This is a genomic window from Shewanella waksmanii, assembly GCF_043643685.1.
Classification (GTDB): domain Bacteria; phylum Pseudomonadota; class Gammaproteobacteria; order Enterobacterales; family Shewanellaceae; genus Shewanella; species Shewanella waksmanii_A.
Genome location: NZ_JBHZSN010000002.1, coordinates 366023 through 389518 on the forward strand (window position 1 = coordinate 366023; position 23496 = coordinate 389518).

General features: G+C 44.2%; 21 protein-coding genes. 14 read left to right on the forward strand and 7 right to left on the reverse strand.

Annotated features, from left to right (window positions below):
• Positions 1 to 34: 34 nt before the first annotated feature.
• Both ACHUFW_RS04430 and ACHUFW_RS04435 read right to left on the reverse strand, forming a co-directional pair.
• Entirely contained in the window at positions 35 to 1570 is a 1536-nt protein-coding gene (locus ACHUFW_RS04430) for an MFS transporter (RefSeq protein ID WP_394200914.1), read from the reverse strand.
• Positions 1571 to 1603: 33 nt separating this feature from the next.
• Positions 1604 to 2932 (reverse strand): GH1 family beta-glucosidase, encoded by a 1329-nt coding sequence (locus ACHUFW_RS04435; protein ID WP_394201136.1) that lies wholly within the window; start codon positions 2930 to 2932, stop codon positions 1604 to 1606.
• A 380-nt stretch (positions 2933 to 3312) separates the two neighbouring features.
• Between ACHUFW_RS04435 and ACHUFW_RS04440 the strand changes: the two genes are divergently transcribed.
• The 6 genes from ACHUFW_RS04440 to ACHUFW_RS04465 all read left to right on the forward strand — a co-directional run bounded on the left by ACHUFW_RS04440 (position 3313) and on the right by ACHUFW_RS04465 (position 11031).
• Complete coding sequence (locus ACHUFW_RS04440) at positions 3313 to 4599, forward strand: sugar MFS transporter (protein WP_394200916.1); 1287 nt, start codon at positions 3313 to 3315, stop codon at positions 4597 to 4599.
• A gap of 2 nt (positions 4600 to 4601) precedes the next feature.
• Positions 4602 to 7181, forward strand: coding sequence for a glycoside hydrolase family 3 protein (locus ACHUFW_RS04445; RefSeq protein ID WP_394200917.1), 2580 nt, complete (start codon positions 4602 to 4604; stop codon positions 7179 to 7181).
• A gap of 100 nt (positions 7182 to 7281) precedes the next feature.
• Positions 7282 to 8304 (forward strand): glycoside hydrolase family 16 protein, encoded by a 1023-nt coding sequence (locus tag ACHUFW_RS04450; RefSeq protein ID WP_394200919.1) that lies wholly within the window; start codon positions 7282 to 7284, stop codon positions 8302 to 8304.
• A gap of 277 nt (positions 8305 to 8581) precedes the next feature.
• A complete protein-coding gene (gene mak / locus ACHUFW_RS04455; protein WP_394200920.1) occupies positions 8582 to 9481 on the forward strand; it encodes a fructokinase in 900 nt (299 codons plus the stop codon).
• Between the two features lie 152 nt (positions 9482 to 9633).
• A complete protein-coding gene (locus ACHUFW_RS04460) occupies positions 9634 to 10335 on the forward strand; it encodes a YdcF family protein (RefSeq protein ID WP_394201137.1) in 702 nt (233 codons plus the stop codon).
• Between the two features lie 21 nt (positions 10336 to 10356).
• Positions 10357 to 11031: a DUF2982 domain-containing protein gene (locus ACHUFW_RS04465; RefSeq protein ID WP_394200921.1), complete on the forward strand. Its 675-nt coding sequence runs from the start codon at positions 10357 to 10359 to the stop codon at positions 11029 to 11031.
• A 52-nt stretch (positions 11032 to 11083) separates the two neighbouring features.
• On the opposite strand, the gene ACHUFW_RS04470 is transcribed toward ACHUFW_RS04465, so the two are convergent.
• The 4 genes from ACHUFW_RS04470 to galU all read right to left on the reverse strand — a co-directional run bounded on the left by ACHUFW_RS04470 (position 11084) and on the right by galU (position 14037).
• Positions 11084 to 11470, reverse strand: coding sequence for a bactofilin family protein (locus ACHUFW_RS04470; protein ID WP_394200922.1), 387 nt, complete (start codon positions 11468 to 11470; stop codon positions 11084 to 11086).
• A gap of 95 nt (positions 11471 to 11565) precedes the next feature.
• Complete coding sequence (gene napF / locus ACHUFW_RS04475) at positions 11566 to 12057, reverse strand: ferredoxin-type protein NapF (RefSeq protein ID WP_394200924.1); 492 nt, start codon at positions 12055 to 12057, stop codon at positions 11566 to 11568.
• Between the two features lie 47 nt (positions 12058 to 12104).
• The gene (gene galE / locus ACHUFW_RS04480; RefSeq protein ID WP_394200926.1) at positions 12105 to 13121 is read right to left on the reverse strand and encodes a UDP-glucose 4-epimerase GalE; all 1017 of its coding nucleotides are present in this window, start codon (positions 13119 to 13121) and stop codon (positions 12105 to 12107) included.
• 1 nt (position 13122) lies between these two features.
• Positions 13123 to 14037, reverse strand: a complete 915-nt coding sequence (gene galU, locus ACHUFW_RS04485) for a UTP--glucose-1-phosphate uridylyltransferase GalU (protein WP_394200928.1) — start codon at positions 14035 to 14037, stop codon at positions 13123 to 13125.
• 398 nt (positions 14038 to 14435) lie between these two features.
• On the opposite strand from galU, the gene phhA reads away from it, so the two are divergent.
• The 5 genes from phhA to maiA all read left to right on the forward strand — a co-directional run bounded on the left by phhA (position 14436) and on the right by maiA (position 19418).
• Positions 14436 to 15233: a phenylalanine 4-monooxygenase gene (phhA, locus tag ACHUFW_RS04490; protein ID WP_394200929.1), complete on the forward strand. Its 798-nt coding sequence runs from the start codon at positions 14436 to 14438 to the stop codon at positions 15231 to 15233.
• Positions 15234 to 15250: 17 nt separating this feature from the next.
• Entirely contained in the window at positions 15251 to 15589 is a 339-nt protein-coding gene (locus ACHUFW_RS04495; protein ID WP_394200930.1) for a 4a-hydroxytetrahydrobiopterin dehydratase, read from the forward strand.
• 224 nt (positions 15590 to 15813) lie between these two features.
• On the forward strand, positions 15814 to 17361 hold the full coding sequence (gene tyrR, locus ACHUFW_RS04500; protein WP_394200931.1) for a transcriptional regulator TyrR: 1548 nt from the start codon (positions 15814 to 15816) through the stop codon (positions 17359 to 17361).
• Positions 17362 to 17621: 260 nt separating this feature from the next.
• A complete protein-coding gene (locus ACHUFW_RS04505; protein ID WP_394200933.1) occupies positions 17622 to 18608 on the forward strand; it encodes a fumarylacetoacetate hydrolase family protein in 987 nt (328 codons plus the stop codon).
• Positions 18609 to 18758: 150 nt separating this feature from the next.
• Positions 18759 to 19418: a maleylacetoacetate isomerase gene (gene maiA / locus ACHUFW_RS04510; protein WP_394200934.1), complete on the forward strand. Its 660-nt coding sequence runs from the start codon at positions 18759 to 18761 to the stop codon at positions 19416 to 19418.
• A gap of 37 nt (positions 19419 to 19455) precedes the next feature.
• Here the strand turns inward: maiA and ACHUFW_RS04515 are convergent, their stop codons facing one another.
• A complete protein-coding gene (locus ACHUFW_RS04515) occupies positions 19456 to 20346 on the reverse strand; it encodes a LysR family transcriptional regulator (protein WP_394200935.1) in 891 nt (296 codons plus the stop codon).
• Between the two features lie 94 nt (positions 20347 to 20440).
• On the opposite strand from ACHUFW_RS04515, the gene ACHUFW_RS04520 reads away from it, so the two are divergent.
• The 3 genes from ACHUFW_RS04520 to ACHUFW_RS04530 all read left to right on the forward strand — a co-directional run bounded on the left by ACHUFW_RS04520 (position 20441) and on the right by ACHUFW_RS04530 (position 23473).
• A complete protein-coding gene (locus ACHUFW_RS04520) occupies positions 20441 to 21679 on the forward strand; it encodes an MFS transporter (protein WP_394200936.1) in 1239 nt (412 codons plus the stop codon).
• A 60-nt stretch (positions 21680 to 21739) separates the two neighbouring features.
• A complete protein-coding gene (locus ACHUFW_RS04525; protein ID WP_394200937.1) occupies positions 21740 to 22768 on the forward strand; it encodes an NAD(P)H-dependent flavin oxidoreductase in 1029 nt (342 codons plus the stop codon).
• 228 nt (positions 22769 to 22996) lie between these two features.
• Positions 22997 to 23473, forward strand: a complete 477-nt coding sequence (locus ACHUFW_RS04530) for an Sbal_3080 family lipoprotein (RefSeq protein WP_394200938.1) — start codon at positions 22997 to 22999, stop codon at positions 23471 to 23473.
• Positions 23474 to 23496: the final 23 nt, after the last annotated feature.

The following is a 23496-nucleotide window of genomic DNA, read 5'->3' on the forward strand; positions in this document are numbered from 1 at the left end:
ACTACCTCAAATCGCCTTAGTTAAGGCAAAGCCATTAAGCTGCACTCGGCGCGGCTCGACGTTCGATTAATGTTTGGCTGATATCTTGGTTTCGAGCACTGGTTAATGGATAGAAACACATCAACATTGCAGCTGCGAATGCAAAGGCTGCAGGTATCCAGCTCATCAGTAATTGCATACCGGGTAATGAGGCGGCGATGGTTTCAGGGCGCATGCCATCATAGCCATAGCTTGACAGCACCACTAATACCAGCGCGCCTGCAAAGCCGCCGCCCGTTTTTTGTACAAAGGTCCCCGCTGAGTAGACCAGGCCGGTGGCACGACGACCGTTTTTCCATTCTGAATAGTCAGCAGAGTCACCTAACATAGAAAAGAATAGCGTTGGCATCATGGCTGCAAAGAACTCAGCCGCGCAGCCTAAGGCAAATACTAAGGTAATGTTGTTGGCTGGCACCCAGAAGAAGGCGGCTGTGAGTATGGCACTGGCCAATAAAGTACTAATAAATAACCGCCGTTTATCAAATCGTGTTGATAAATAGCTCGTTGAAAGCGCGCCTAATATAGAAACAATTAACAATGCGATGAAATATTTGCCAGCCATTAATTCATCACCGACTTGGTATTTGAAGTAGTAGGCGATCACACCATATTTGATGCCGTTGAACATCATTGTAAGAAAACCAATACCCAACAAAATCAACCAAGGTTTATTGGTTAACAAATCAATCATGTCTTGCTGGCTACCGCATATGGATGACTGAGGTGTGTTAATTAGCCTGCGGATCACGATTGCCATCGCGGTGAATACTAAGACAAAAAATAGGCCGCTGTATAAGTTGCGGTAATAGAAGAATAGGGTCATTGCCAATAACGGCAAGATGATAAAGGGAAGGTTTTTGAGTAAATCACTCAGCTCTTTGCTTAAACTACTGTTTGCGTTAATCGCAGGGGTAATGCGCTCTTTGGTGGATAAAAAGGTAAATAACATCAGGATGGCTAAAATCGCGGCAAATAAATACATAGTGTACTGATAGCCCATAGCATCATTGCCTTGCCCGAAATAAGCCACAAGCTGCGGCAGGAAGCCCATTACCAGTAGCCCTCCGGCAAATGCACCGGCAAAGCGAAATCCAGATAGGCTAGTGCGCTCTTTATCATCAGGTGTCATAACCCCCATTAACGCGGAGTAGGGCACATTATTCACTGTATAAGCCAAGGTTAAGCCGATATAGGTTACGTAGGCGTAGATGAGTTTGCCTGAATCAGAAAAGTTTGGGGTGGTAAAACACAGCACCATAAACAGCGCTAAAAACGGTGTTGACCATAAAATCCACGGTCTAAACTTTCCCCATTTGCTTTGGGTTCTATCCGCCACCATACCCATAATGATGTCAGTTACGCCGTCCGATAGTCGCACAACAAGAAATAGCATCGCTGCTGCCGCAGCACTAAGTCCGAAGGTATCGGTGTAAAAAACCGCAAGGTAAGCCAATGCGCCGCGCCAAACTAGGTTAGCCGCGGCATCTCCCATGGCATATCCAACTTTCTCTCGAAAAGGTAGAGTACTCATCTATTGTCCATTGTTATTATTGTGTTGAGTGATTTACCGCTCGGTAATTAATCGCTTGTACGCCAATCCACTGGTCTTGATGGTGCGTTTTTGTGTCAGGTAATCCACATATACAATGCCAAAACGTTTTAAATAGCCTTCAGCCCATTCAAAATTATCCATTAGGCTCCACGCAAAATAGCCCTGTACGTCAACGCCTTGCTCACAAGCTAGGTGCACTGCATTTAAGTGTTGTTGGTAATATTCAACTCGTCGTTGATCGTTTACCTCGCCTTGCTCAATCTCATCATCAATGGCTGCACCGTTTTCAGTGATAAAAATGGGTGGCAATGCATAACGTTGATTTAATGAACATAACAGCTCTGTCATTGCTTGTGGATATATTTCCCAACCAATATCGGTTCTCGGTACATCCAGATCCATCACTTGTTCAAAAATGGTGTCAGGGTGAGCACGATAGACCGCGCGGGTATAGAAGTTAATGCCTAAAAAGTCCAGTGGCTGGGCAATGATCTCCATATCTCCGTCAAGAATTGGCGGTTTAACCTCGTCAGGTAGACTGTGAATAATCTCTGGGTAGCAACGATCAAACAGTGGTTTGATATACCATTGATTATGGTAGTCTTCCGCATAGGCAGTTGCTGCCTTATCTTGCTCAGATTCTGTTAATGAGTAGGCCGGGGTGAAATTGAGTACGATGCCGTTTTGGCTATTAGGTGCATGTTCTTGCAATACTTGCATGGCCAAACCGTGGGCAAGTAGCAAGTGATGAGCCGCAGCGCGCCCAGCTTTTTGGCTGGTGATGCCAGGTGCGTGAATGCCTTCTTCATAGCCAAGGTACGCGCTACAAAAAGGTTCATTGAGCGTAGCATAGGAGTAGACTCGATTGCCGAAAGCTTGAGCGACTTTGGCGGCATAATCTTGGAATAGATAGGCTGTTTGGCGATTCTGCCAGCCACCGTTATCTTCTATATGTTGCGGTAAGTCCCAATGATATAAGGTCACATAGGGCTTGATGTTCAGTGAAATCAGCCTATCTAGCAATTGGATATAGAAATCCATACCCATTTGGTTAACGCTGCCATCTTGATTTAATACTCGTCCCCAAGAAATTGAAAAGCGATAAGCATCAACGCCTAATGAAGCAATGAGTGCGACATCTTGCTCCCATAAATGATAATGGTCACAGGCGATGTCGCCATTAGAACCATCCGCAATCGTGCCTTGCTTAGCACAAAAAGTATCCCAAATATTATTGATGCGCTGATTGGCAGCTCCCTCAATTTGAAAGGCTGCAGTTGCTACACCATAAGTAAAATCTGCAGAGCGCATTACTGAATGCTCTGGTAGCGCAATGGTCATCTTGGTCATCTTTTTTCTCATTGTTCCAAAATCAAGGATGCGATTAATCTCTGAATGCTATCTGTGATTGTCGCGAGCAAAAATGCTTGGCTCTGCTTGCGATGGCACCTCAGTACAACCTCGTTATCAAACACTAATCATGTAAGCGCTTACAAAATGTATCCGACTTCCTGTCGAAATGAGTTGCTAATTGTTATTACTGTGTTATAAATGAAAGCGCTTACATAACAATAGAGCTTTCATAATTAAAGGTCAACCTGTTTATAAATGCGCTTTTGGAGCAAGTAATACAAACTGCTACATTTTGAGCGCAACATAAAATCAACAATAGGCTGTTGGCTAACTTATGAAGTAAATATTTGAGTTTACTGGGGATTATTATGGCTATTACACCGCAGGCTGAAACTGCATCGCAAACAACGGCGACACCGCAAGGGCAAAACTATGCTTTTCCTTTGGTGTGTTTAACATCGTTATTTTTTATTTGGGGCTTAATCACCAGCCTAAATGATATTTTGATTCCTTATTTAAAAGGGATGTTTGAGCTTAACTATACCCAAGCTATGCTGATTCAGTTTTGCTTTTTTGGTGCTTATTTTCTTGTGTCAGTCCCGGCTGGCGCATTGGTCGCTAAGCTTGGTTTTCAGCGCGGAATCGTGGTTGGCTTGTTAGTCGCCTGTGTTGGCGCACTGGCGTTTTACCCCGTTGCGACTACGGGGTCTTATGCCGCATTCTTAACCGCACTATTTGTGTTAGCCGCAGGTATTACTATTTTACAAGTTTCTGCCAATCCTTATGTCAGCATACTGGGTAGCGCTGAAACTTCATCTTCTAGACTGACCATGACCCAGGCTTTTAATTCTCTCGGCGCAACGGTTGCACCTATTCTTGGAGGTTGGTTAATTTTGTCGGTGGCTGCAGAGTCACTCGCGCCAGCAACAGAGCAAGCCAAAGTTCAGGCGACAGCGGTGCAGACGCCTTATCTGATCCTTGCCGGCACCTTGTTATTAATGGCTGTGATTTTTGCGTTATTAAAATTGCCTAAGCCAACGATGCAAACAGCGGTATCACCCACTGACGATATTGATGGTGGCTCGGCTTGGCAATATAAGCACTTGGTTTTAGGTGCAGTGGCCATTTTTGTGTATGTCGGGGCAGAAGTTGGCATCGGCAGTTTGATTATTAACTTTGCGGCACAAGATGATATTGCCGGACTAACAGAGCATCAAGCTGCAAAATATGTCACCTATTTCTGGGGCGGGGCCATGGTTGGGCGCTTTATTGGTGCTGTGGTGATGCAAAAGTTTGCTGCCAGTAAAGTACTCAGCTTTAACGGTATTGTTGCAATCGTACTTTTGCTGGTAGCCACATTCTCATCTGGTATGACAGCTTTATGGGCCATTACTTTAGTGGGGCTGTGTAATTCGATTATGTTTCCAACGATTTTCACGCTGGCGTTGAATGGTTTAGGAAAATACACCAGCCAAGGCTCGGGCATTCTCTGCCTAGCGATAGTCGGTGGCGCAATATTACCGGTGGTTCAGGGAGTGATGGCTGACAGTTTAGGTATCCAGCTGTCTTTCCTATTGCCATTAATCTGTTTTGTTTACATCGTATTTTATGGTTTATCTGGCCATAAGCTGCAGCTTGCCAACAAGGAACTATAGTCATGGGAGTTTTGACAATGTCATCAATGAACAACAAGTTTGTTAAACACACTTTGGCACTATTGGCGACAAGCACGCTGATCACCGCTTGTGTTGAAAACCATACAGCACCTACTCAAGCGACTGTTGATACCAATGCTGCGACAGATAGGCAGTTGACCCGCTGGCCAGTGATTGTAAGCGATGTAAAGGCTGATACTGAAGTTGAGCAGCGAATTAAAAGCCTACTGGCAGACATGACACTTGAGCAAAAGATTGCACAGATGATTCAGCCAGAAATTCGCGATATTACCGTTGAGGATATGCGTAAATATGGCTTTGGCTCTTACCTTAATGGTGGGGGAGCTTTCCCTAACAATGATAAGCATGCCACACCGCAAGATTGGATAGCTTTAGCTGAATCCATGTATCAGGCTTCAGTTGACGATAGCCTTGATGGTTCTGCTATTCCGACAATGTGGGGCACCGATGCTGTGCATGGTCACAATAACGTGATTGGTGCCACCTTGTTTCCACATAATATTGGTTTAGGTGCGGCAAATAATCCTGAGTTAATTGAGCAAATTGCCGCTATTACCGCTACTGAAGTGATGGTCACCGGTATAGATTGGGTATTTGCCCCAACTGTTGCTGTGGTACGTGATGACCGCTGGGGGCGTACCTATGAAGGTTACTCTGAAGATCCTGAAATTGTACGAGAGTATTCGCGTGCAATCGTTAGTGGTCTGCAAGGTCGGGTCGATGAGGATTTTCTTGGCAATGAACGCGTTGTTGCAACGGTAAAGCATTTTCTTGGTGATGGCGGTACGGTAAACGGCGTTGATCAGGGAGAAAACCTAGCGACTGAACAACAGATGATAGATATCCATGCACAGGGCTATGTTGGTGGCTTAAGTGCTGGCGCGCAAACGGTTATGGCGTCATTTAACAGTTGGCACGGTATCAAAAACCACGGCAATCCATATTTACTTACCGATGTGTTAAAGACGCGCATGGGATTTGATGGATTTGTCGTTGGCGATTGGAACGGTCACGGACAAGTAAAAGGTTGTAGTAACGAGTCTTGCCCAGAATCGATTAATGCAGGCTTAGATGTATTCATGGTGCCAACTGGTGCTTGGAAGCCATTGTATTATAACACCCTTGCACAAGTGAAAGCGGGCGAGATTCCGATGTCGCGCGTTGACGATGCGGTATCACGTATTTTAAGAGTGAAAATTCGAGCTGGACTGTTTGAAAAACCAAGCCCTGCTAAGCGCCAACTTTCAGGAAAAACTGAGCTAATAGGTGCTAAAGAACATCGTGATGTTGCTAGACAAGCTGTGCGTGAATCTTTGGTATTACTTAAGAACAATCAGCAGTTATTGCCATTGTCTGCCAATCAACATGTGTTGATTGCCGGTGATGGCGCCGACAATATTGGTAAGCAGTCTGGGGGCTGGTCAATTACTTGGCAGGGAACCAATAATCAAAATAGTGATTTTCCCGGCGGTACCTCAATTTATGACGGTGTTAAACAGCAGGTTGAAATGGCTGGAGGCAAAGTCACCCTCAGTGAATCAGGTAAGTTTGACACCCGCCCTGACGTGGCAATAGTTGTTTTTGGTGAAGAGCCTTATGCAGAGGGCCACGGTGATAGAGATGATTTAGAGTATCAACGTGGTGATAAGCAAGATTTAGCCTTACTTAAACGCCTTAAAGCTCAAGGAATCCCTGTTGTATCGGTATTTATTAGCGGCAGACCAATGTGGGTAAATGCAGAGCTTAATGCGTCGGATGCATTTGTTGCTGCTTGGCTACCTGGCTCTGAAGGAAATGGCGTTGCTGAGCTGTTATTTAGAGACAAACACGGCAAAGTTCAACATGACTTTACCGGACGACTTTCATTTTCTTGGCCAAAAAGTGCTGATCAAACCAATGTTAATCGTTTTGATGAGCAATACTCTCCGTTGTTTGCCTATGGATACGGTTTAAGTGTTAGTGACAATATCAATATCGCCAGTGATTTATCTGAAGTGGTGGAGCGTGATATCAAAGCGTTGCAGCCACTTGCGCTGTTTGACCGTGGCATAGTTACACCGTGGAAAATAGCCATTGGTAGTGAGAAAGGCGTGGCGCCTTTAACTGAAACCATCGCTGAAAATGATGTGATTTATACCCGAACTATAGATAAAGCGGTGCAGGAAGATGCGCGTTTATTTACCTTTAATGGTAGCGCTGAAGGTGGGTTTGCTATTTTTGGTAACTTCCCGCGGGATTTGCGCGCCTACAGCGAAGCCAAAGGTGTATTGAGTTTTGATATTGATAAGCGTGCGTTTAACACCGATAACGTAATGCTGACGATGGATTGCGAACCTGAATGTACTACGGCTATTGATATTGCTGCTCAGTTAGCGGCTTTGCCTGAGGGACAGTGGCAGCATTTTGCTGTTGATTTAAAGTGTTTTGCCGACAAAGGCGTGGATTTTAGTCGCGTCAGCAAACCGATGCAGCTCTCTTCTAAAGGGCAGCTATCTATCGGTATAGCTAACATCGCGATCGTGCCTAACGGTGCAGAGCAGGCAAACATGAGTTGCCAGTAACCACGAGGGCATGTTGATCTTCCGAGCAAAAGGTTAACACGCCCGAATTACTTTAAGTGCTCGCGGGTCAAACTCGTGAGCGTATGGCAAGGATTTATTCATGAAAAAGTGCTGTCAAATAATGAGTTTTGCCGCTTTGTTGCTAATGGTTGGCTGCGGTTCTGATAGCGCAAGCGAGCCACAAGCACAAACGGCAACTTCTGCCGCAAACAGCAGTCTAGACACGCCGCAGTGGCAACTGGTTTGGTCGGATGAGTTTGATGCCAGTGAAATAGATGAGAGCAAGTGGAGTTTTGAAGTTAATTGTTTTGGCGGCGGTAACCAAGAACAGCAGTGTTACACAGCTCGAAAAGACAACGCATATATTAGTCAAGGAAAGCTCGTTATCACTGCAAAAGCTGAGTCTTATAGCGGGCCAGCTATGCAAGATGATTCACCCGAATATGATGCGAATGATACCAGTCGACCCCAAGCTTATACTTCTGCTAGGCTGCGGACGGTCGATAAAGGTGACTGGACTTATGGTCGATTTGAAATTCGCGCCAAATTACCCAAAGGCCAGGGTACTTGGCCGGCGATTTGGATGCTACCAAGTGATTGGGAGTATGGAGGTTGGGCCGCTTCCGGAGAGATAGATATCATGGAGGCGGTTAATTTAGGTACCGCGTCGGATAGAGCTAACGCCCCTCTAAATGAGCGTGAAACCCGCGTACATGGAACTTTGCATTATGGCAGGCCTTGGCCAGAGAACGTATATAGCGGCTCTGCTTATCGGTTACCCAATGATGTCAGTCCAGCAGATGATTTTCATACCTATGCGATAGAGTGGCAACAAGGCGAAATTCGTTGGTATGTTGACGATGTGCACTATGCCACCCAAACTCAGAGCGATTGGTATAGCCAACAGCAAGTTAATGGACAATGGGTGACTGCGCATTCCAGTGCACCGTTTGATCAGCCGTTTCATTTAATCCTGAATTTAGCGGTAGGTGGAAATTGGCCGAGTCAGGTCAATGAAAAAGGCGTTGATGCTTCAGTATTCCCGCAATCATTAGTGATTGACTACGTAAGGGTATATGAATGCAGTATTGCGCCTAATACTGGTGAGGGGTGTGCAATATAAATGCTGGCTTTGTGTCTATTGTCGGCATTGGCAGTTATCACAGCTTGAAATAGTTTCAGCATTGTTGAATACGAATGCATAGGTTAGCTAAGAACTTTAATATTGTGCACAACTGACATAGTATCGGCAAAGCAAAGTGTAAAATTTTTGTAATAGCTCAGCTGGTGAGTAGCGCTAGCAATACAGAACCAATGGTTGAACAATAAATTGATTGTAAGCGTTAACACAAGTTAATGGCTTTTATGACAACATGAATAATGGTGATTTGGAGTAGAACATGATGCGGATGGGGATAGATCTTGGTGGCACCAAAATTGAGTTGGTAGCCATAGATGATCAAGGCAAAGAGATTTTTCGTAAACGAGTGCCTACACCAAGAGAGTATCAGCAAACACTGAATACCTTAGCGCAGCTGGTTAATGAAGCCGAGCAGGCAACCGGCCAACAGGGCACTGTTGGGGTCGGTATACCAGGCGTTATCTCTCCATTCACCGGTTTGGTCAAAAATGCAAACTCTACTTGGATCAATGGTCACCCATTGGATAAAGATTTAGGTGAGATGCTCAACCGTGAAATACGCGTAGCCAATGATGCCAACTGCTTTGCGGTATCCGAGGCGGTAGATGGTGCCGCTGCTGGCAAAGGGGTGGTATTTGGGGTAATTATCGGTACAGGCTGCGGTGCTGGACTAGCGATTAATGGTAAAGTTCATGGCGGTGGCAATGGCATTGGTGGTGAGTGGGGACATAATCCTTTACCTTGGATGACCAGTGAAGAATTTAATAGCACTGAATGTTTTTGTGGTAATAAAGATTGTATTGAAACCTTTATTTCTGGCACTGGGTTTGTCCGTGATCACAATGCCCATGGCGGTAAAGCGCAAACAGGCAACGAAATCATGGCGCTGTTTGCTCAAGGAGATCAATTAGCGATTGACTGCTTTGAGCGATATATGGACAGATTAGCCAGAGCACTTGCTCATGTTATCAATGTGCTTGACCCGGATGCTATTGTGCTGGGTGGTGGCATGTCTAATGTGCAAGAAATCTACCCAAGGTTACCTGAGAAACTCAATCAATATGTATTAGGTTCCGAATGCCGTACACCTGTGGTCGCCAATCTTTACGGCTGCTCCTCTGGGGTTCGTGGTGCTGCGTGGCTTTGGTACAATAACTAGTCTTAAGTAAACCTAAGTAGAACTATGTCTGTATAAGTGGCGTAACGGGTTTGGACCCATTTAGTTTCTAATGTAAACTTGCTCTATCTTTAATAGGGCAAGGTACATTACCTTACGTGTTTGGCTTAAAAAAATTCCTTTCACAGTTCTTCATGCCAATTCCATTTACCTTGATGCTGTTGCTGCTGGCCGTACTGTTTTGGCACCGCTCAGCTTTGGCAAAGTCTCTAGTCAGTGTCGCCGTTATTTGGCTTTTAGGCTTAAGTAGCCAATTTGGTAGTGCGCTGCTTGTTGCACCCTTAGAGCGACAATACTCTATCAATAATGTCCCATTGCAAGGTCAGTGTTATATCGCAGTGCTGGGGAACAGTCATCAAGTAGCGCATAGCCAATTTGCCTTACAGCAGTTATCGTCGACGGCACTGGCGCGACTAATTGAAGGATTACGTCAAGGCAGCTTGACTCAGGGATGCTATTTTATTTTTAGTGGCTGGACTGGCGGAGGGGCAGGACCTGCTCATGCAGATATTATGGCTGATGCCGCAATGTCATTGGGGATAAGTCGCGATCGAATCATCACTTTTCCTGAAGCAAGGGACACGATTGAAGAAGCGCAATATGTTGAACAATATCTTGGTCAAACACCCTTTAAACTAGTGACATCTGCCACACATATGCCAAGAGCTATGGCAACATTTGAAGCAGAAGGACTGGTTCCTATAGCAGCGCCGACAGACTTTATTACACCGACAGATAGTTGGTGGAATGTCAGTGTTGCTAACCTATCTGCATCACAACGGGCTATTCATGAATACTTAGGCTTGCTGTGGCTGCAAATTAAGTATGTATTTTAATAAAGCTAACAGCGGCTAACTATGTCACAAGAAAATATTAAACAGATTCGCTCTATTACTAAGCACAATGGCATTACTTGTACCATTGCGGGTATAACGTCGCTGGTTATCGGCCTTTTTATCTTTTTGTTTTACCAGTCAATATTTGCAGTAGGCATGTTGTGTTTCATTGTTGGCGCTATTCTACTCGTGATTGGTATTGCTAAAATTATCGAGCCTGCTGTGCCAGTTGAGCTCAGTGATAGAGGGCTGGTGTATCGACATCGACGTGGCACCATAGCGGTCGAGTGGGTTAATATTCAACGAATAGATATCCCATGTGTGCACAGCGCTGATGGGCTAACAGAGCTGCCTTATATTGGCATCAAACTAAAACAAATATCACCATTATTGCAGCTTATTTCGCCGAGATTGGCCACTGGATTGCTTACAGAGCAGCGACCTTTACTGATTTCGTCGATAGAGCTTGATGGTGAACTTTTAATGTTAGAAAACTACCTCAATTCAGAGTTTACGCCTCTAAAGATAGAAGGTAACCGTTTTACCGGAGTGATGGCGATGTTTGGCCATCGCTGTCGGTTTTTGGGGGAGCATCTCGGATATCACGTCTATGTCCCGTGGGATTGTCTAGATAGAGAGCCACAGGCATTTATGCAAATGCTACGTCAGTACCAGCAACAAGCGCTGTCAGATTAATTGGGTAAGGAGGCGCTAACAGATACTGTGTTAGCGCAAGAGCAGCATAGGATTAACCGTTAGCGGCGACATTATCTTCGTCGATGACACTGGACAGCAGGTTGACTTCTTCGCGTACACGCATCCCAATGAATTGACCACCTTCAAAGATCTCCATCGATTCACAGGCTATTTCACCCTCGACAGATCCTGTGTTGGTAATATTGAGTTTATCGCACTTTAATTTACCTTTAAAAACACCAGAGACTTTGAGCTCTTTGCAACGTAAGTCACCGTCGATATAACCTTCGGCTTCTATGGTTATTTTGCCAGTAGAACTGATCTTTCCATACAGTTCACCGCCGATAAGTGCTTCGCCTTCAAAATGGGTTTCGCCCGAGAGTTTAGTACCTTGAGCGATAAAAGTAAGTCCATTGGTATTTTTCTTATTTCCAAACATAAACAAGATTAATTTTGAGGTTGTACCTAGATATTATCTTGAATTTTTACACAATCAAACCACTAATATTTGGCGCTGTAGTCAGATTTTTGTCATTAGGATGTTACATCATTGCCAACAATGATTGCACCATTAGGGCAGGGAGCAACGCATGCGCCACAACCAGTACAGCTGTTTAGGTTAATGGTTGGTTGAGGGGCTTTACCAATTTGAGGACTAAAACTGATGGCTCTTGGTTCACAGGCATCTTTGCAGCTTTGGCACCACACGCCATTAAAGGCCAAACAATTATCCTTTATTGAAGCTTTTATTGTCCAAGGAGACGTTTGCTGTTTATCAAATAGCGGTTCAGGGCAAACCTCTGAGCAATTGCCGCAAAAAGTACATTCATCACGGCTAAAATTAATTTCGGGAAACCCGCCATCTCCTCTAGCAATAATCTGAGTTTCACAGGCATCGATACATTTGTCACAGCGAGTGCAATAATCGGTGAACTCAATATCCAGCTTGACCCAAGGGGGACGAATGACATTGGTTTTGCGGCGGCTAAATAAATTACGTCTACTTTGATTAATTCGATTGGACATGAACAGCCTTAAAGTGCTCGCCAAAACCTGGCGAGCTATACAACACGTTACTGGCTATTATAACCATTGGGGTTGTTTGATTGCCAATGCCAGGTACTTTTTGTCATGTCATCAATCGAGTGAGATGCATACCAGCCTAGCTCGGCGTTAGCTTTAGAAGGGTTAGCGTAACAAGCTGCAATATCTCCAGCGCGACGAGGCTCAAAGGTATATGGCAGTGTTTTACCACAAGCCTTTTCAAATGCCTGAACCATATCAAGTACGCTATAGCCATTCCCAGTGCCTAAATTGTAGGTAACTAGGCCAGGTTTGGTGGCGATTTTTTGCAATGCTTTTAAATGGCCATTGGCTAAATCGACTACATGGATATAGTCCCGCACTCCGGTACCATCATGGGTATCATAATCGTTGCCCCAAACATTTAGGGAAGGGCGTTTACCTACGGCGACTTGGGCAATAAACGGCATTAGATTATTTGGAATATCATTAGGATCTTCACCAATCAAGCCGCTGGGGTGAGCACCAACCGGGTTAAAGTAGCGTAGTACGGCAATATTCCAACTGTTATCAGCCCGGTATAAGTCATTGAGTATATGCTCAACCATGAGCTTAGACTGGCCATAAGGGTTGGTTGCGCTGGTTGGGAAATCTTCGGTAATTGGCAGGCTTGCGGGATCGCCATAAACAGTCGCAGATGAACTAAATACCAGGTTTTTCACGTCAAATTGAGCCATCACTTCACAGAGGCTTAAAGTACCGGTGACGTTATTCTCATAATATCTAAGTGGCTGCTGGACTGATTCACCCACGGCTTTTAATCCAGCAAAATGGATAACAGCATTGATATCATGGTCAGTAAATATCTTTTGCAATAGCGCTTTGTTAAGTACATCGCCTTGGTAAAAAGTTATCTGTTTACCGGTGATGTTCTCTACTCTAACGAGTGACTCAACGCTGGCATTGCTGAGGTTGTCAATCACCACAACTTGTTGATTATCTTCAAGTAGCTGAACTAGTGTGTGGGAGCCGATATAGCCTGCACCACCGGTTACGAGTACTGTCATGTTATTTTCCTTGTATATCGTTGGCGAGTTCGACAATACAATCGGCGAAAGAAGAACCTATTTGGCTATGACGTAAGCCATACTCGACATTGGCACGCATGTAGCCGAGTTTATTACCGCAATCATGGCTTTTACCCTGCATTAAATAAGCGTTGACTTGGGTCCGCTCCATTAGCATTGCAATGGCGTCGGTGAGCTGAATTTCACCGCCGGCTCCGGCTGGTGTCTTAGCCAGTAATGGCCAGATCTCCTTAGGTAAAATGTAACGCCCAACTACAGCAAGGTTCGATGGAGCTTGTTCTATTTTAGGTTTCTCTACTAATTCGGAAATAGGCATCGAATCACCAGGGGAAAGGTTTTCCCCTTGAACATCAGCGATACCGTATTGATCAACACTCTGTTGCGGTACGCTTTCAACCATGATCTGACTAATACCATCTTGGTTAAAGCGAGATACCATATCGGCCAAGTTGTCTTTGGCCAAATTGCTGTGATATTCATCGACGATAACGTCAGGCAGCAAAACTGCAAATGGCGCGTCACCAACTACTTGTTGGGCGCACAAGATTGCGTGTCCTAGGCCTTTGGCCTGAGATTGACGTACACTGATAACGGTTACGCCATCTGGGCAAATAGACTGAACTTCAGCGAGCAGCTGACGTTTGACGCGACTTTCTAATTGCGCTTCCAATTCGAAACTGCAGTCAAAATGGTTCTCTATCGAATTTTTACTGGCATGTGTCACTAATACTATTTCAGTAATTCCCGCAGCAATTGCTTCATTAACCACATATTGAATCAGGGGCTTATCGACAATGGGAAGCATCTCTTTTGGAATGGCTTTAGTGGCTGGCAGCATCCTTGTGCCTAATCCTGCAACGGGAATGACTGCTTTACGAATATTATTTGCTTTCATGCAAATCCTTGTAATGAATAGTTTGTGAGCATAATAAGTACTTAATTGTACTTAATATCGAAAGAATATCCATCTTCAGAAGCAACGGTTAAACCATGATCAATTTTAGTTAGCTCTTGATGCTTTAGAAATAAATTATGTCGCGACTATTTAATGAGCCAAAGTAATATGAAATCTTTCTCTAGTCAGTAAATCTCCTCAATGCATGTATATTTTGGACATATTTATTTACGACATTAGTGTTTGTTTTTCCGATGATATCTGTATTTGATTACTCTTGTGTACCATTTAGTTTACAAAATTTTCCGGTATTTGCCCGATCAACGGAACTGTGATCTATTAACAAACCAGCAACTTTGGTCAACTATGAAAGGGAGAGTACTAACGATAATTAAAACATGAGCAAACTAACGCAATATGAAGCTAGGCTACCCAATGCCCAAGGGGTGATTGAGTATCCACAAGCTGAACATGATATTTGGCAACAACTTTTTGCCCGTCAACAAGACAACTTGCCGCCATATGCTTGCCAAGAGTATTTGGATGGACTCACTAAGTTAAATTTACCTTCTGACCGAATCCCGCAATTGAGCGAAATTGATGCAGTGTTGCAACAAACAACGGGTTGGAAAACAGCAGCAGTGCCCGCGCTGATCTCATTTGAGAAGTTTTTTGAGTTACTCGCGAATCAAGCGTTTCCTGTGGCGACCTTTATTCGTAGCAAAGAAGAGTTTGATTACTTGCGCGAGCCGGATATTTTTCATGAGATATTTGGCCATTGCCCGCTGTTAACTAACCCATCATTTGCCCGTTTTTCACATGCCTATGGCAAGTTAGGTCTAGCCGCTAGTAAGCAAGAGCGGGTGTACTTAGCCAGACTTTATTGGTTTACCGTGGAGTTTGGGCTACTACAGTCATCTGATGGTAAAAGATCGATATACGGCGGCGGCATTTTAAGCTCACCGGGTGAAACTGAATACGCAATGAGCAGCACACCTATTGTGAAGCCATTCGATTTAATTGAAGTATTACGTACACCATATCGAATCGATATTATGCAGCCTATTTATTATCATATTGAGTCAATTGACTTTTTAGATGAAATTGTTGCGATGGACATTATGTCAGCAGTAAAACAGGCGATGTCACTTGGATTATTGCCACCGTTATTTGAACCAAAGAATCAGACGAATTAATTATCAAAGGAATAATAATGACCAAGCTAGCAGAAATGAAGTGTGAAGCATGCCAAGCAGATGCCCCTAAAGTGACTGATGCCGAGTTGGCTGAGTTAATTCGCATGATCCCTGATTGGGGTGTTGAAGTGCGCGATGGTATTATGCAGTTAGAGCGAGTATACAAGTTTAAAAATTTCAAACTTGCTATGGCCTTTACCAATAAACTTGCCGACTTAGCCGAGGAAGAGTTCCATCATCCAGGTATTTTGACTGAGTGGGGCAAGGTAACTGTGACCTGGTGGTCACACTCAATCAAAGGTTTACACCGTAATGATTTCATTATGGCTGCGAAAACAGACCAGTTATTAGATTAGTAAAAAAGATTATAATTATTAGTGCATTACATTTAGTGGTGCACTTTTTTTTTGCCGCAAAACAATTCAATTTGTAAACAATGCTTGCCACGAAAGCCATTCCATTCTAACGTATCATAATCTCTACACTTGGCCGGATTTACCCGTAACGGCCTGTTTGTCGTACCAATGAGATGACTTAAATCCCAGAAGGGCATAATTAAAATAATAGGGACAATGACACTATGCGCTTGGAAGTGAGCTGTTTGGATCGCGTCGGCCTTGCCAAAGATATTCTGACTATCATGGAAGGCTATGGCATCAATTTATTAGCTATCGATGCGAGCAACCAAGGATTCTTATACTTACAATTTGCTGAAGTAAACTTTGATACTTTAAGCGAATTGCTGCCGCTAATTCGTAAGGTTGAAGGGGTGCATGATGTACGCACAGTCTCCTTTATGCCCTCAGAGCAAGAGCACTATGCTTTAAAAACTCTACTTAAAACCCTACCAGACTCGGTATTTTCAATAGATGCCAAAGCTCGGGTACGCATTGTTAATGAATCAGCATTGATGACTGTGGGCATGGAAGAGCACGAGGTACTTGATGAGTCGATTAACCATTGGGTGCAAGGGTTTAACTTTAGCCGCTGGCTAAGTGAAAGCGTGGTACTCGCGCAAGCGACGCGGGTTAACATTGGTCCTAATGAATACCTTGCAGAAATGCTACCTATCTACCTGCCAGATGAAAATGACAGCAGCATTTTAGCCGGCGCCGTTGTATCGCTAAAATCACCCGCGAGAGTGGGTAAGCAGTTTAATGCGCTACAAAACCAAACCAGCGGTTTTGAAAATGTGCTGGCAGCCAGTGATAAAATGAAAGAAGTGTTGGTCCAAGCTCGCAGAATGGCGCAACTGGATGCACCGCTGCTGATCACCGGTGAAACCGGCACTGGTAAAGAGTTAATGGCAAGGGCATGTCATGATGCGAGTATGCGCCGTGAACATCCATTTATCGCGATTAATTGTGCTGCAATGCCTGATAGTGCTGCAGAAGAAGAACTGTTTGGTTTTGTTAGTAGCCAAGGCGAAGTGGTTAAACGCGGCTTTTTTGAAGAAGCAAAGGGCGGCACAGTATTCCTCGATGAAATCGCAGAAATGTCACGCTCAGCGCAGGTTAAACTGCTACGTTTGTTGCAAGATGGCACTTATCGCCGAGTGGGTGGAGATGAAGAAGTGCAGGCCGATGTTCGTATTATCTGCTCCACTCAAAAGAACTTAGCAGAGTTATGCCAAACAGGTGACTTTAGAGAAGATCTGTATTACCGCATCCATGTATTAAGTTTCCACATGCCATCGCTACGTGATAGAAAAGTCGATGTGATCCCACTAACGGAAATGTTCTTAGAGCATTATAGTCAGCAACTGTCGATACCCATTAGGCGAATTTCGGCTCAATGCCGTGACCACCTGTTAGGCTATGCTTGGCCGGGCAATGTGCGTCAATTGAAGAATGCTATTTTTAGAGCGGTATCGATGTGGGACGGTTCTGCTGAGCTAACGGTAGAGCAATTAAAACTGCCATCTTATGCAGAAGGATTTGGTTATTTTGACCACCAATTTGAGGGCAGTTTAGATCAAGCCATGAAGCAATTTGAGGCTAGCCTACTACGCCGCTTGTATCCAGCTTATCCAAGTACCAGACAGTTGGCGAAGAAATTGGGCGTGTCTCATACAGCAATCGCCAATAAGTTACGCGAGTATAAGATCAGCAAGCAAAAAAGCATGTAACAGCAAATTGCCACTTTGATGATGGATATTTAGCCAATTATTGAGCAAAAAGCAGCGATTCAGCTGCTTTTTTGTGACTGTAAATTAAATTGTACAAAAACAGCGTTGCAGGCTAAGAATGTGATTAATATCACGCTATTCCTATCTGTAATGGCTTGGGGTATTTCTATAATAACAGCAGTTCTGTACAGCCATAAAACACACAAGCAGTGTGATTGAACAATAACATTTGGCTGTACTCATCAGTTTTAGGAGTGGGTATGAAGTTAGCAACTTATAATAACGGTCGTCGCGATGGCCAGTTAATGTTAGTCAGCCGTGACTTGAAAAAAGCCGTTGCAGTGCCAGCGATAGCACACACTATGCAACAACTATTGGATGCATGGGCATTGCTTCAACCTCAGCTACAAGAGCTCTATGAAGCGCTAAATGCTGGCCAGTTAGATAACAGTGTCGATTTTGATGAGAGCAAGTGTTTATCTCCGCTACCACGCGCTTATCAATGGGCCGATGGCAGTGCTTACGTTAACCATGTGGAGCTGGTACGTAAAGCGCGTGGTGCTGAAATGCCTGAGACATTCTGGACAGATCCGCTAGTTTACCAAGGTGGCTCAGATTGCTTCATTGCACCAAAAGCTGACATTGAGCTTGGTAGTGAAGACTGGGGTATCGATTTTGAATCAGAAGTGGCGGTGATCACCGATGACGTGCCTATGGCTGTGAGCGCAGACAATGCTGCCCAGCACATTAAATTGCTCATGTTGGTTAATGATGTGTCGCTACGTAATCTTATTCCGGGTGAACTAGCGAAAGGGTTTGGTTTTTTCCAGTCTAAACCTTCAAGCAGCTTCTCACCTGTGGCGGTGACCCCTGATGAGTTAGGTGATAAGTGGCAAGAAACCAAAGTGCATTTACCACTGGTGACCCACTTAAACGGTGAGTTGTTTGGTAAGCCAAATGCCGGTGTGGATATGACATTTAACTTTGGTGAATTGATCACTCACTTTACTAAAACTCGTCCATTGGGCGCCGGTGCCATTATTGGCTCCGGTACCATTTCAAATTATGACCGCAGTGCAGGCTCGAGCTGCTTAGCCGAAACACGCATGCTAGAGACGATTGCAGATGGAAAGCCTGCAACATCGTTCATGAAGTTTGGTGACCGTGTGCGTATTGAAATGTTTGATGACAATGGAGATTCTATTTTTGGCTCAATTGACCAACAAGTCGTGGAATATAAAGCCTAAGACCATTGTGCAATAAATGATGATAACGGGGCGACGGTGTTTGCCCCGTTTTGCTATCTAATACCAGTCAGCATAAGAATTTGCTCTGCTAAACGCTTGCTGAGCGACTAAATGTTTACACTGATTGGCATAATTTTAAAGGGGATGATGATGAAGTTATATGGTTATTGGCGATCCAGTGCTGCTTATCGAGTGCGTATCGCGCTCAATCTAAAACAGCTGCAGGCCGAGCTTATCTCAGTTCACTTAGTTAAAGATGGTGGTCAACAACACAGTGAGCAGTACGCCAAACTCAATCCTCAGGAGTTGGTACCTACCTTGGTCGTTGAAGATGCACAAGGGGCAGAGTTAGTATTAACCCAGTCACTTGCTATCATCGATTACTTAGAAGAGCAATTCCCACAAACACCGTTGTTACCGCAAACGGCTTTTGATAAAGCCCAAGTTCGGGCAATGGCTTTTGCCATAGCGTGTGATATTCATCCACTGAACAACCTTAAAGTACTGCAGTATTTGGCCAAAGAGCTTAAAGTGACCGATGAATCAAAATCTCAGTGGTATCATCAATGGATTCACCAAGGATTTAAAGCGATAGAGGCGCAACTGGCTGAACATGCAGGTCAATATTGTTTTGGTGACTCGGTAACCTTGGCTGATGTTGTGTTAATTCCACAGATATACAACGCAAAACGATTTAATGTAGATTTATCGGCTTATCCATTAATCGAGCAAGTTTGGTATAACTGTAATCAGCTTGAGGCGTTTAAATTAGCGCTACCTGAAAACCAAGCGGATGCAGTGGTCAGCTAATACGCGATTTTTCGCTATTTTTGTTTGGCTTCTGTCGTTATCGGTTTTGCATTAAGAACTCGAAAAACGCCCGATCAGCTTGGCCTAACGGGCGTTTTTTATGCCATGCAATATGTAGATCCAAATTAACCGCGGGGTCAAAAGGTTTGGCAATAATCGGATCATTTTTCTCAATGACCATCTCTAATACACTGGTGATGGCATAGCCTTGCGAAACCACTTGTTTAATCAAGTTGATCAGGTTGGTTTCAAAAGCGATATTGACATCAATGTTGAGTCGCTGCGCATGTTTCAGCATCCACTCGCGGTGAAAGTATCCAGGTTTAAACATTACCAGTTCATGCTCAAAAAAATCAGGTAGTGGTACGGCAGATAGCGCCGCTAAAGGATGATCTTCAGCCATCGCGACCACCATTTGTGCGGTCAGTAGACACTGACTATCAAGTTCATCAGTCAAGTCTTGCTCGGTGATGATAGCGATATCCACTTCCTCATTTTGCAACATTCGTAGCGTATCTCGGGTTCCACCTTCAAATAAAGACAGTTTGAGTGAAGGGTATTGATGCCGAAACGCCATCAAACGGCGTGGCAGATAATAAGAGCCTAACATACCCGGTACGGCCACTCGCACTTCACCACGACTCAAATTTGCTAAATCCTGTAAGTGACGTTTTGCCTGAGCCACTTGCTGTAAAATGACTTTTGCATGGTCATTGAGTGCCAGACCTTCAGATGTTAAAGCCAGACGACTGCCTTTTTGACCTCGATGGTGGGCATTGCGATTAATGAGTAGTACGCCAAGCTCTTGCTCCAAACGCTTAATGCTTTGGCTAATAGCAGGTTGGGCGATGTTGAGCTCACTGGCTGCTTTAGTAAAGCTGCCACATTTGGCCAATGTATGTAGATGGTTAAGCTGCTTAATATCCATAATTTAATGTTATGGCTTCAATAATAACTATGTATTTTTATTATGCTACGTCGAGTGATAGCCTGTGTCTAGGGTTAATTGAAGTATGATATTAATGCAGACAACACAATCGCAAACAAGACGGTTAATCGCCGGGCTATCCATTGCTTCCATCGTTATTTACATCAACTTGTATATCGTACAAGGCATGTTGCCACTGGTTTCTGAGCAATTTGATGTGGCACCCGCTCATGCAACCTTATTGCTTTCTGTTACCAGCTTTTCAATGGCGATTTCGTTACTGTTTTATGCATTGTTGTCAGACAAAGTCGGTCGCAGGAAACCCATCATAGTGAGCCTGTATCTATTGGTGATGGTTGATGGGCTAATGATTTGGCTAGGGTCATTTGAACAACTCATGTTGATTCGCCTTTTGCAAGGCGTGTTGCTTGCTGCCGTGCCAGCCATTGCTATGGCGTACTTTAAAGATATGCTCACTAACAAGCAGTTACTGCAAGCCGGAGCGATTTATATCGCAGCAAACAGTGTTGGCGGCATTGTGGGCCGACTGATTGGCGGCATGATGACAGCACTATTTAACTGGCAACAAGCCATGCTCTTACTGTGTGGTTTAACGGCTTTAGGGGTGGTGATTGCGGTGCGATGCTTGCCAGATATAGATGCAGTGAGAGCACAACATGCAAAGGTGCCAGTTAAATTTAGCATTGAGGATTTCAAAGGATTTAAGTTCCATCTAAAAGATCGCAAGTTACCGTTAATTTACTTGCTTGGCGGCATGGCATTTATGGTGATGGTTAACCAATATAGTTATATTCAACTGCACTTAATGCAAGCGCCATTTGAATGGGGGCGCTTTGAGGTCACCTTAATATTTCTATGTTACTTCGCTGGTACATACGCATCATCAAGGAGTGCTAAGTGGGTGAGTTTGTTTGGCCGAGAGCCGCTGCTGATGATAGCGAGTGTGTTGATGTTTATCGGCACGTTAATCACCTTGTTCGATACGATTGCAGCAATCATCGCCGGATTTATGGTGATGAGTTTTGGCTTCTTTACTTTGCATAGTAGCGCTAATGCATGGGTGGCTGAACGTGCAAGTTATCATAGGGCCAAAGCGACAGCGCTGTATTTATGTAGCTATTATTTAGGCGCAGCGTTAGGTGGACCTTATCTACTACCATTTTGGCAACAAGCTAATTGGCAGGGCGTGGTACTTGGCAGTGTCATGTTGTTAATCGTGCAACAAATACTGGTATTGGTGTTGAGTCGGCATAAACTGCAGGCATTTTATCGTTATCAACGTCTGCTTCGACGTCCAATGTTAGACCGCTAGGGTATTAACAGTTAAGCTAGTAAACAGTGAGTTAGTCATATCGTTTTTAGGATGAAAACCATGCTGTTATGCCAACTTTTGTCAATTAGTAAACCCATTATCCAAGCGCCAATGGCTGGTGTGCAGGATTGGCGCTTAGCCGTTGCGGTGTCTCAAGCAGGTGCTCTGGGATCCATTCCTTGCGGCATGTTAACCAGCGAGCAAGTGATTGAGCAGGTTAGCTTGTTCCAACATCATTGCGACAAGCCCTATAATTTAAACTTCTTTTGCCATCAAATGCCCCAAATGAATGACGCAGAATTAGCCCGCTGGCAAACCTGTCTTGAGCCTTACTATCATCAATATCAGTTACCCCCTAGTGCATCAATAACCGGCCTTCGTAAGCCGTTTGATAAGCAGATGGCCGATAAGCTTGATGCGATTAAACCGCCCGTTGTGAGCTTTCATTTTGGTTTGCCTGAGCCACAACTGGTTGAGCAAATTAAAACTTGGGGAACGATTATCTTATCTTCAGCCACCACAGTGGAGGAAGCTATCTGGCTACAGAACAACGGCGCCGATGTGATCATTGCTCAAGGCTGTGAAGCCGGAGGGCATCGGGCAATGTTTTTAACTGACGATCCAAACACCCAGCAATCAACACAAACATTATTGGCGGCGATAATGGACGCCGTTTCTATTCCCGTTATTGCAGCAGGTGGCTTGGCAACCGCGACTGATGTAAAACAGATGCTTGCTAAAGGCGCAGCTGGTGTGCAATTAGGGACTGCATATCTATTGTGTGATGAAGCAACAACGTTTGCACTACACAGAAAAGCGCTGAGTTCGCCAGCCCATAAGACAGCACTAACCAACATTTTTTCCGGCCGCTTAGCTAGAGGCATTGTTAATCAAGCTATGCAAGAGCTGGGCTATATCAATGACAATGCCCCGCGCTTTCCCTATGCATCACTGGCAATGGCACCACTAAGAGCCAAAGCTGAATCTGTTGGGGACGATGGATTTTCACCATTGTGGGCCGGCACCAATACGTCCGGTTGTAGGCAAGTGAGTGCGAGTGAGTTAACGCGATCGTTATGGAACGTATAGTTTAGTCGCAATGTTAATGCTGTATTGAGATGGTGGCTGTCTTCTGAGGTTTGTTCTGTTTTTATCCTGCACAGCTTTAGCTTTTTATCACTGTTTTAATTAATACTTTAGATTTATATCGGCTTTATTGGCTAATCGCATATTCTGTATTAACTTGTTGTAACTGAAGTGTTATTTTTAAGACGCCCAAAAGGGGGTATTTCTAAGTATTATAAGATAGGGAGCGTCATGAAAAAGTTAGTCATAGGTTCGATTTTGGTTGCATTGAGTAGCGGTTGTAGCATTAAGCAGCGTGTTGACCCAGTGGAGATGAGCAACACCGCTGAAGTGTGTATTCAGAAAAATCCAGATGTGCGTCCAGGTTTCTTGGCTGAGATGGAAAAAGTACTTACGGAAAAACAGATTCAATATCGTGTGCTAGATCAATTGGATGCAAATCAACAATGTGAATGGACTGCTACCTACACTGCAAATTGGGCTTGGGATTTAGCCTTGTATATGGTTTATGCAGAAATTAAGGTCTTTCGCGATGGGCGGTTAGATGGTGAAGCTATTTATGACGCGCGATATGGCGGGGCGAATATGAGTAAATTTATTGATGCAGAGCCGAAGATCCGTGAATTAATTGAACAGTTAATTAGTCAAAATAAGGAAAAACATCAGGCTTCAATGTCTTGGGCGTTCCCTTATGATGTTGCTATTTGATAACCTTGCTTTTTGAATAAACT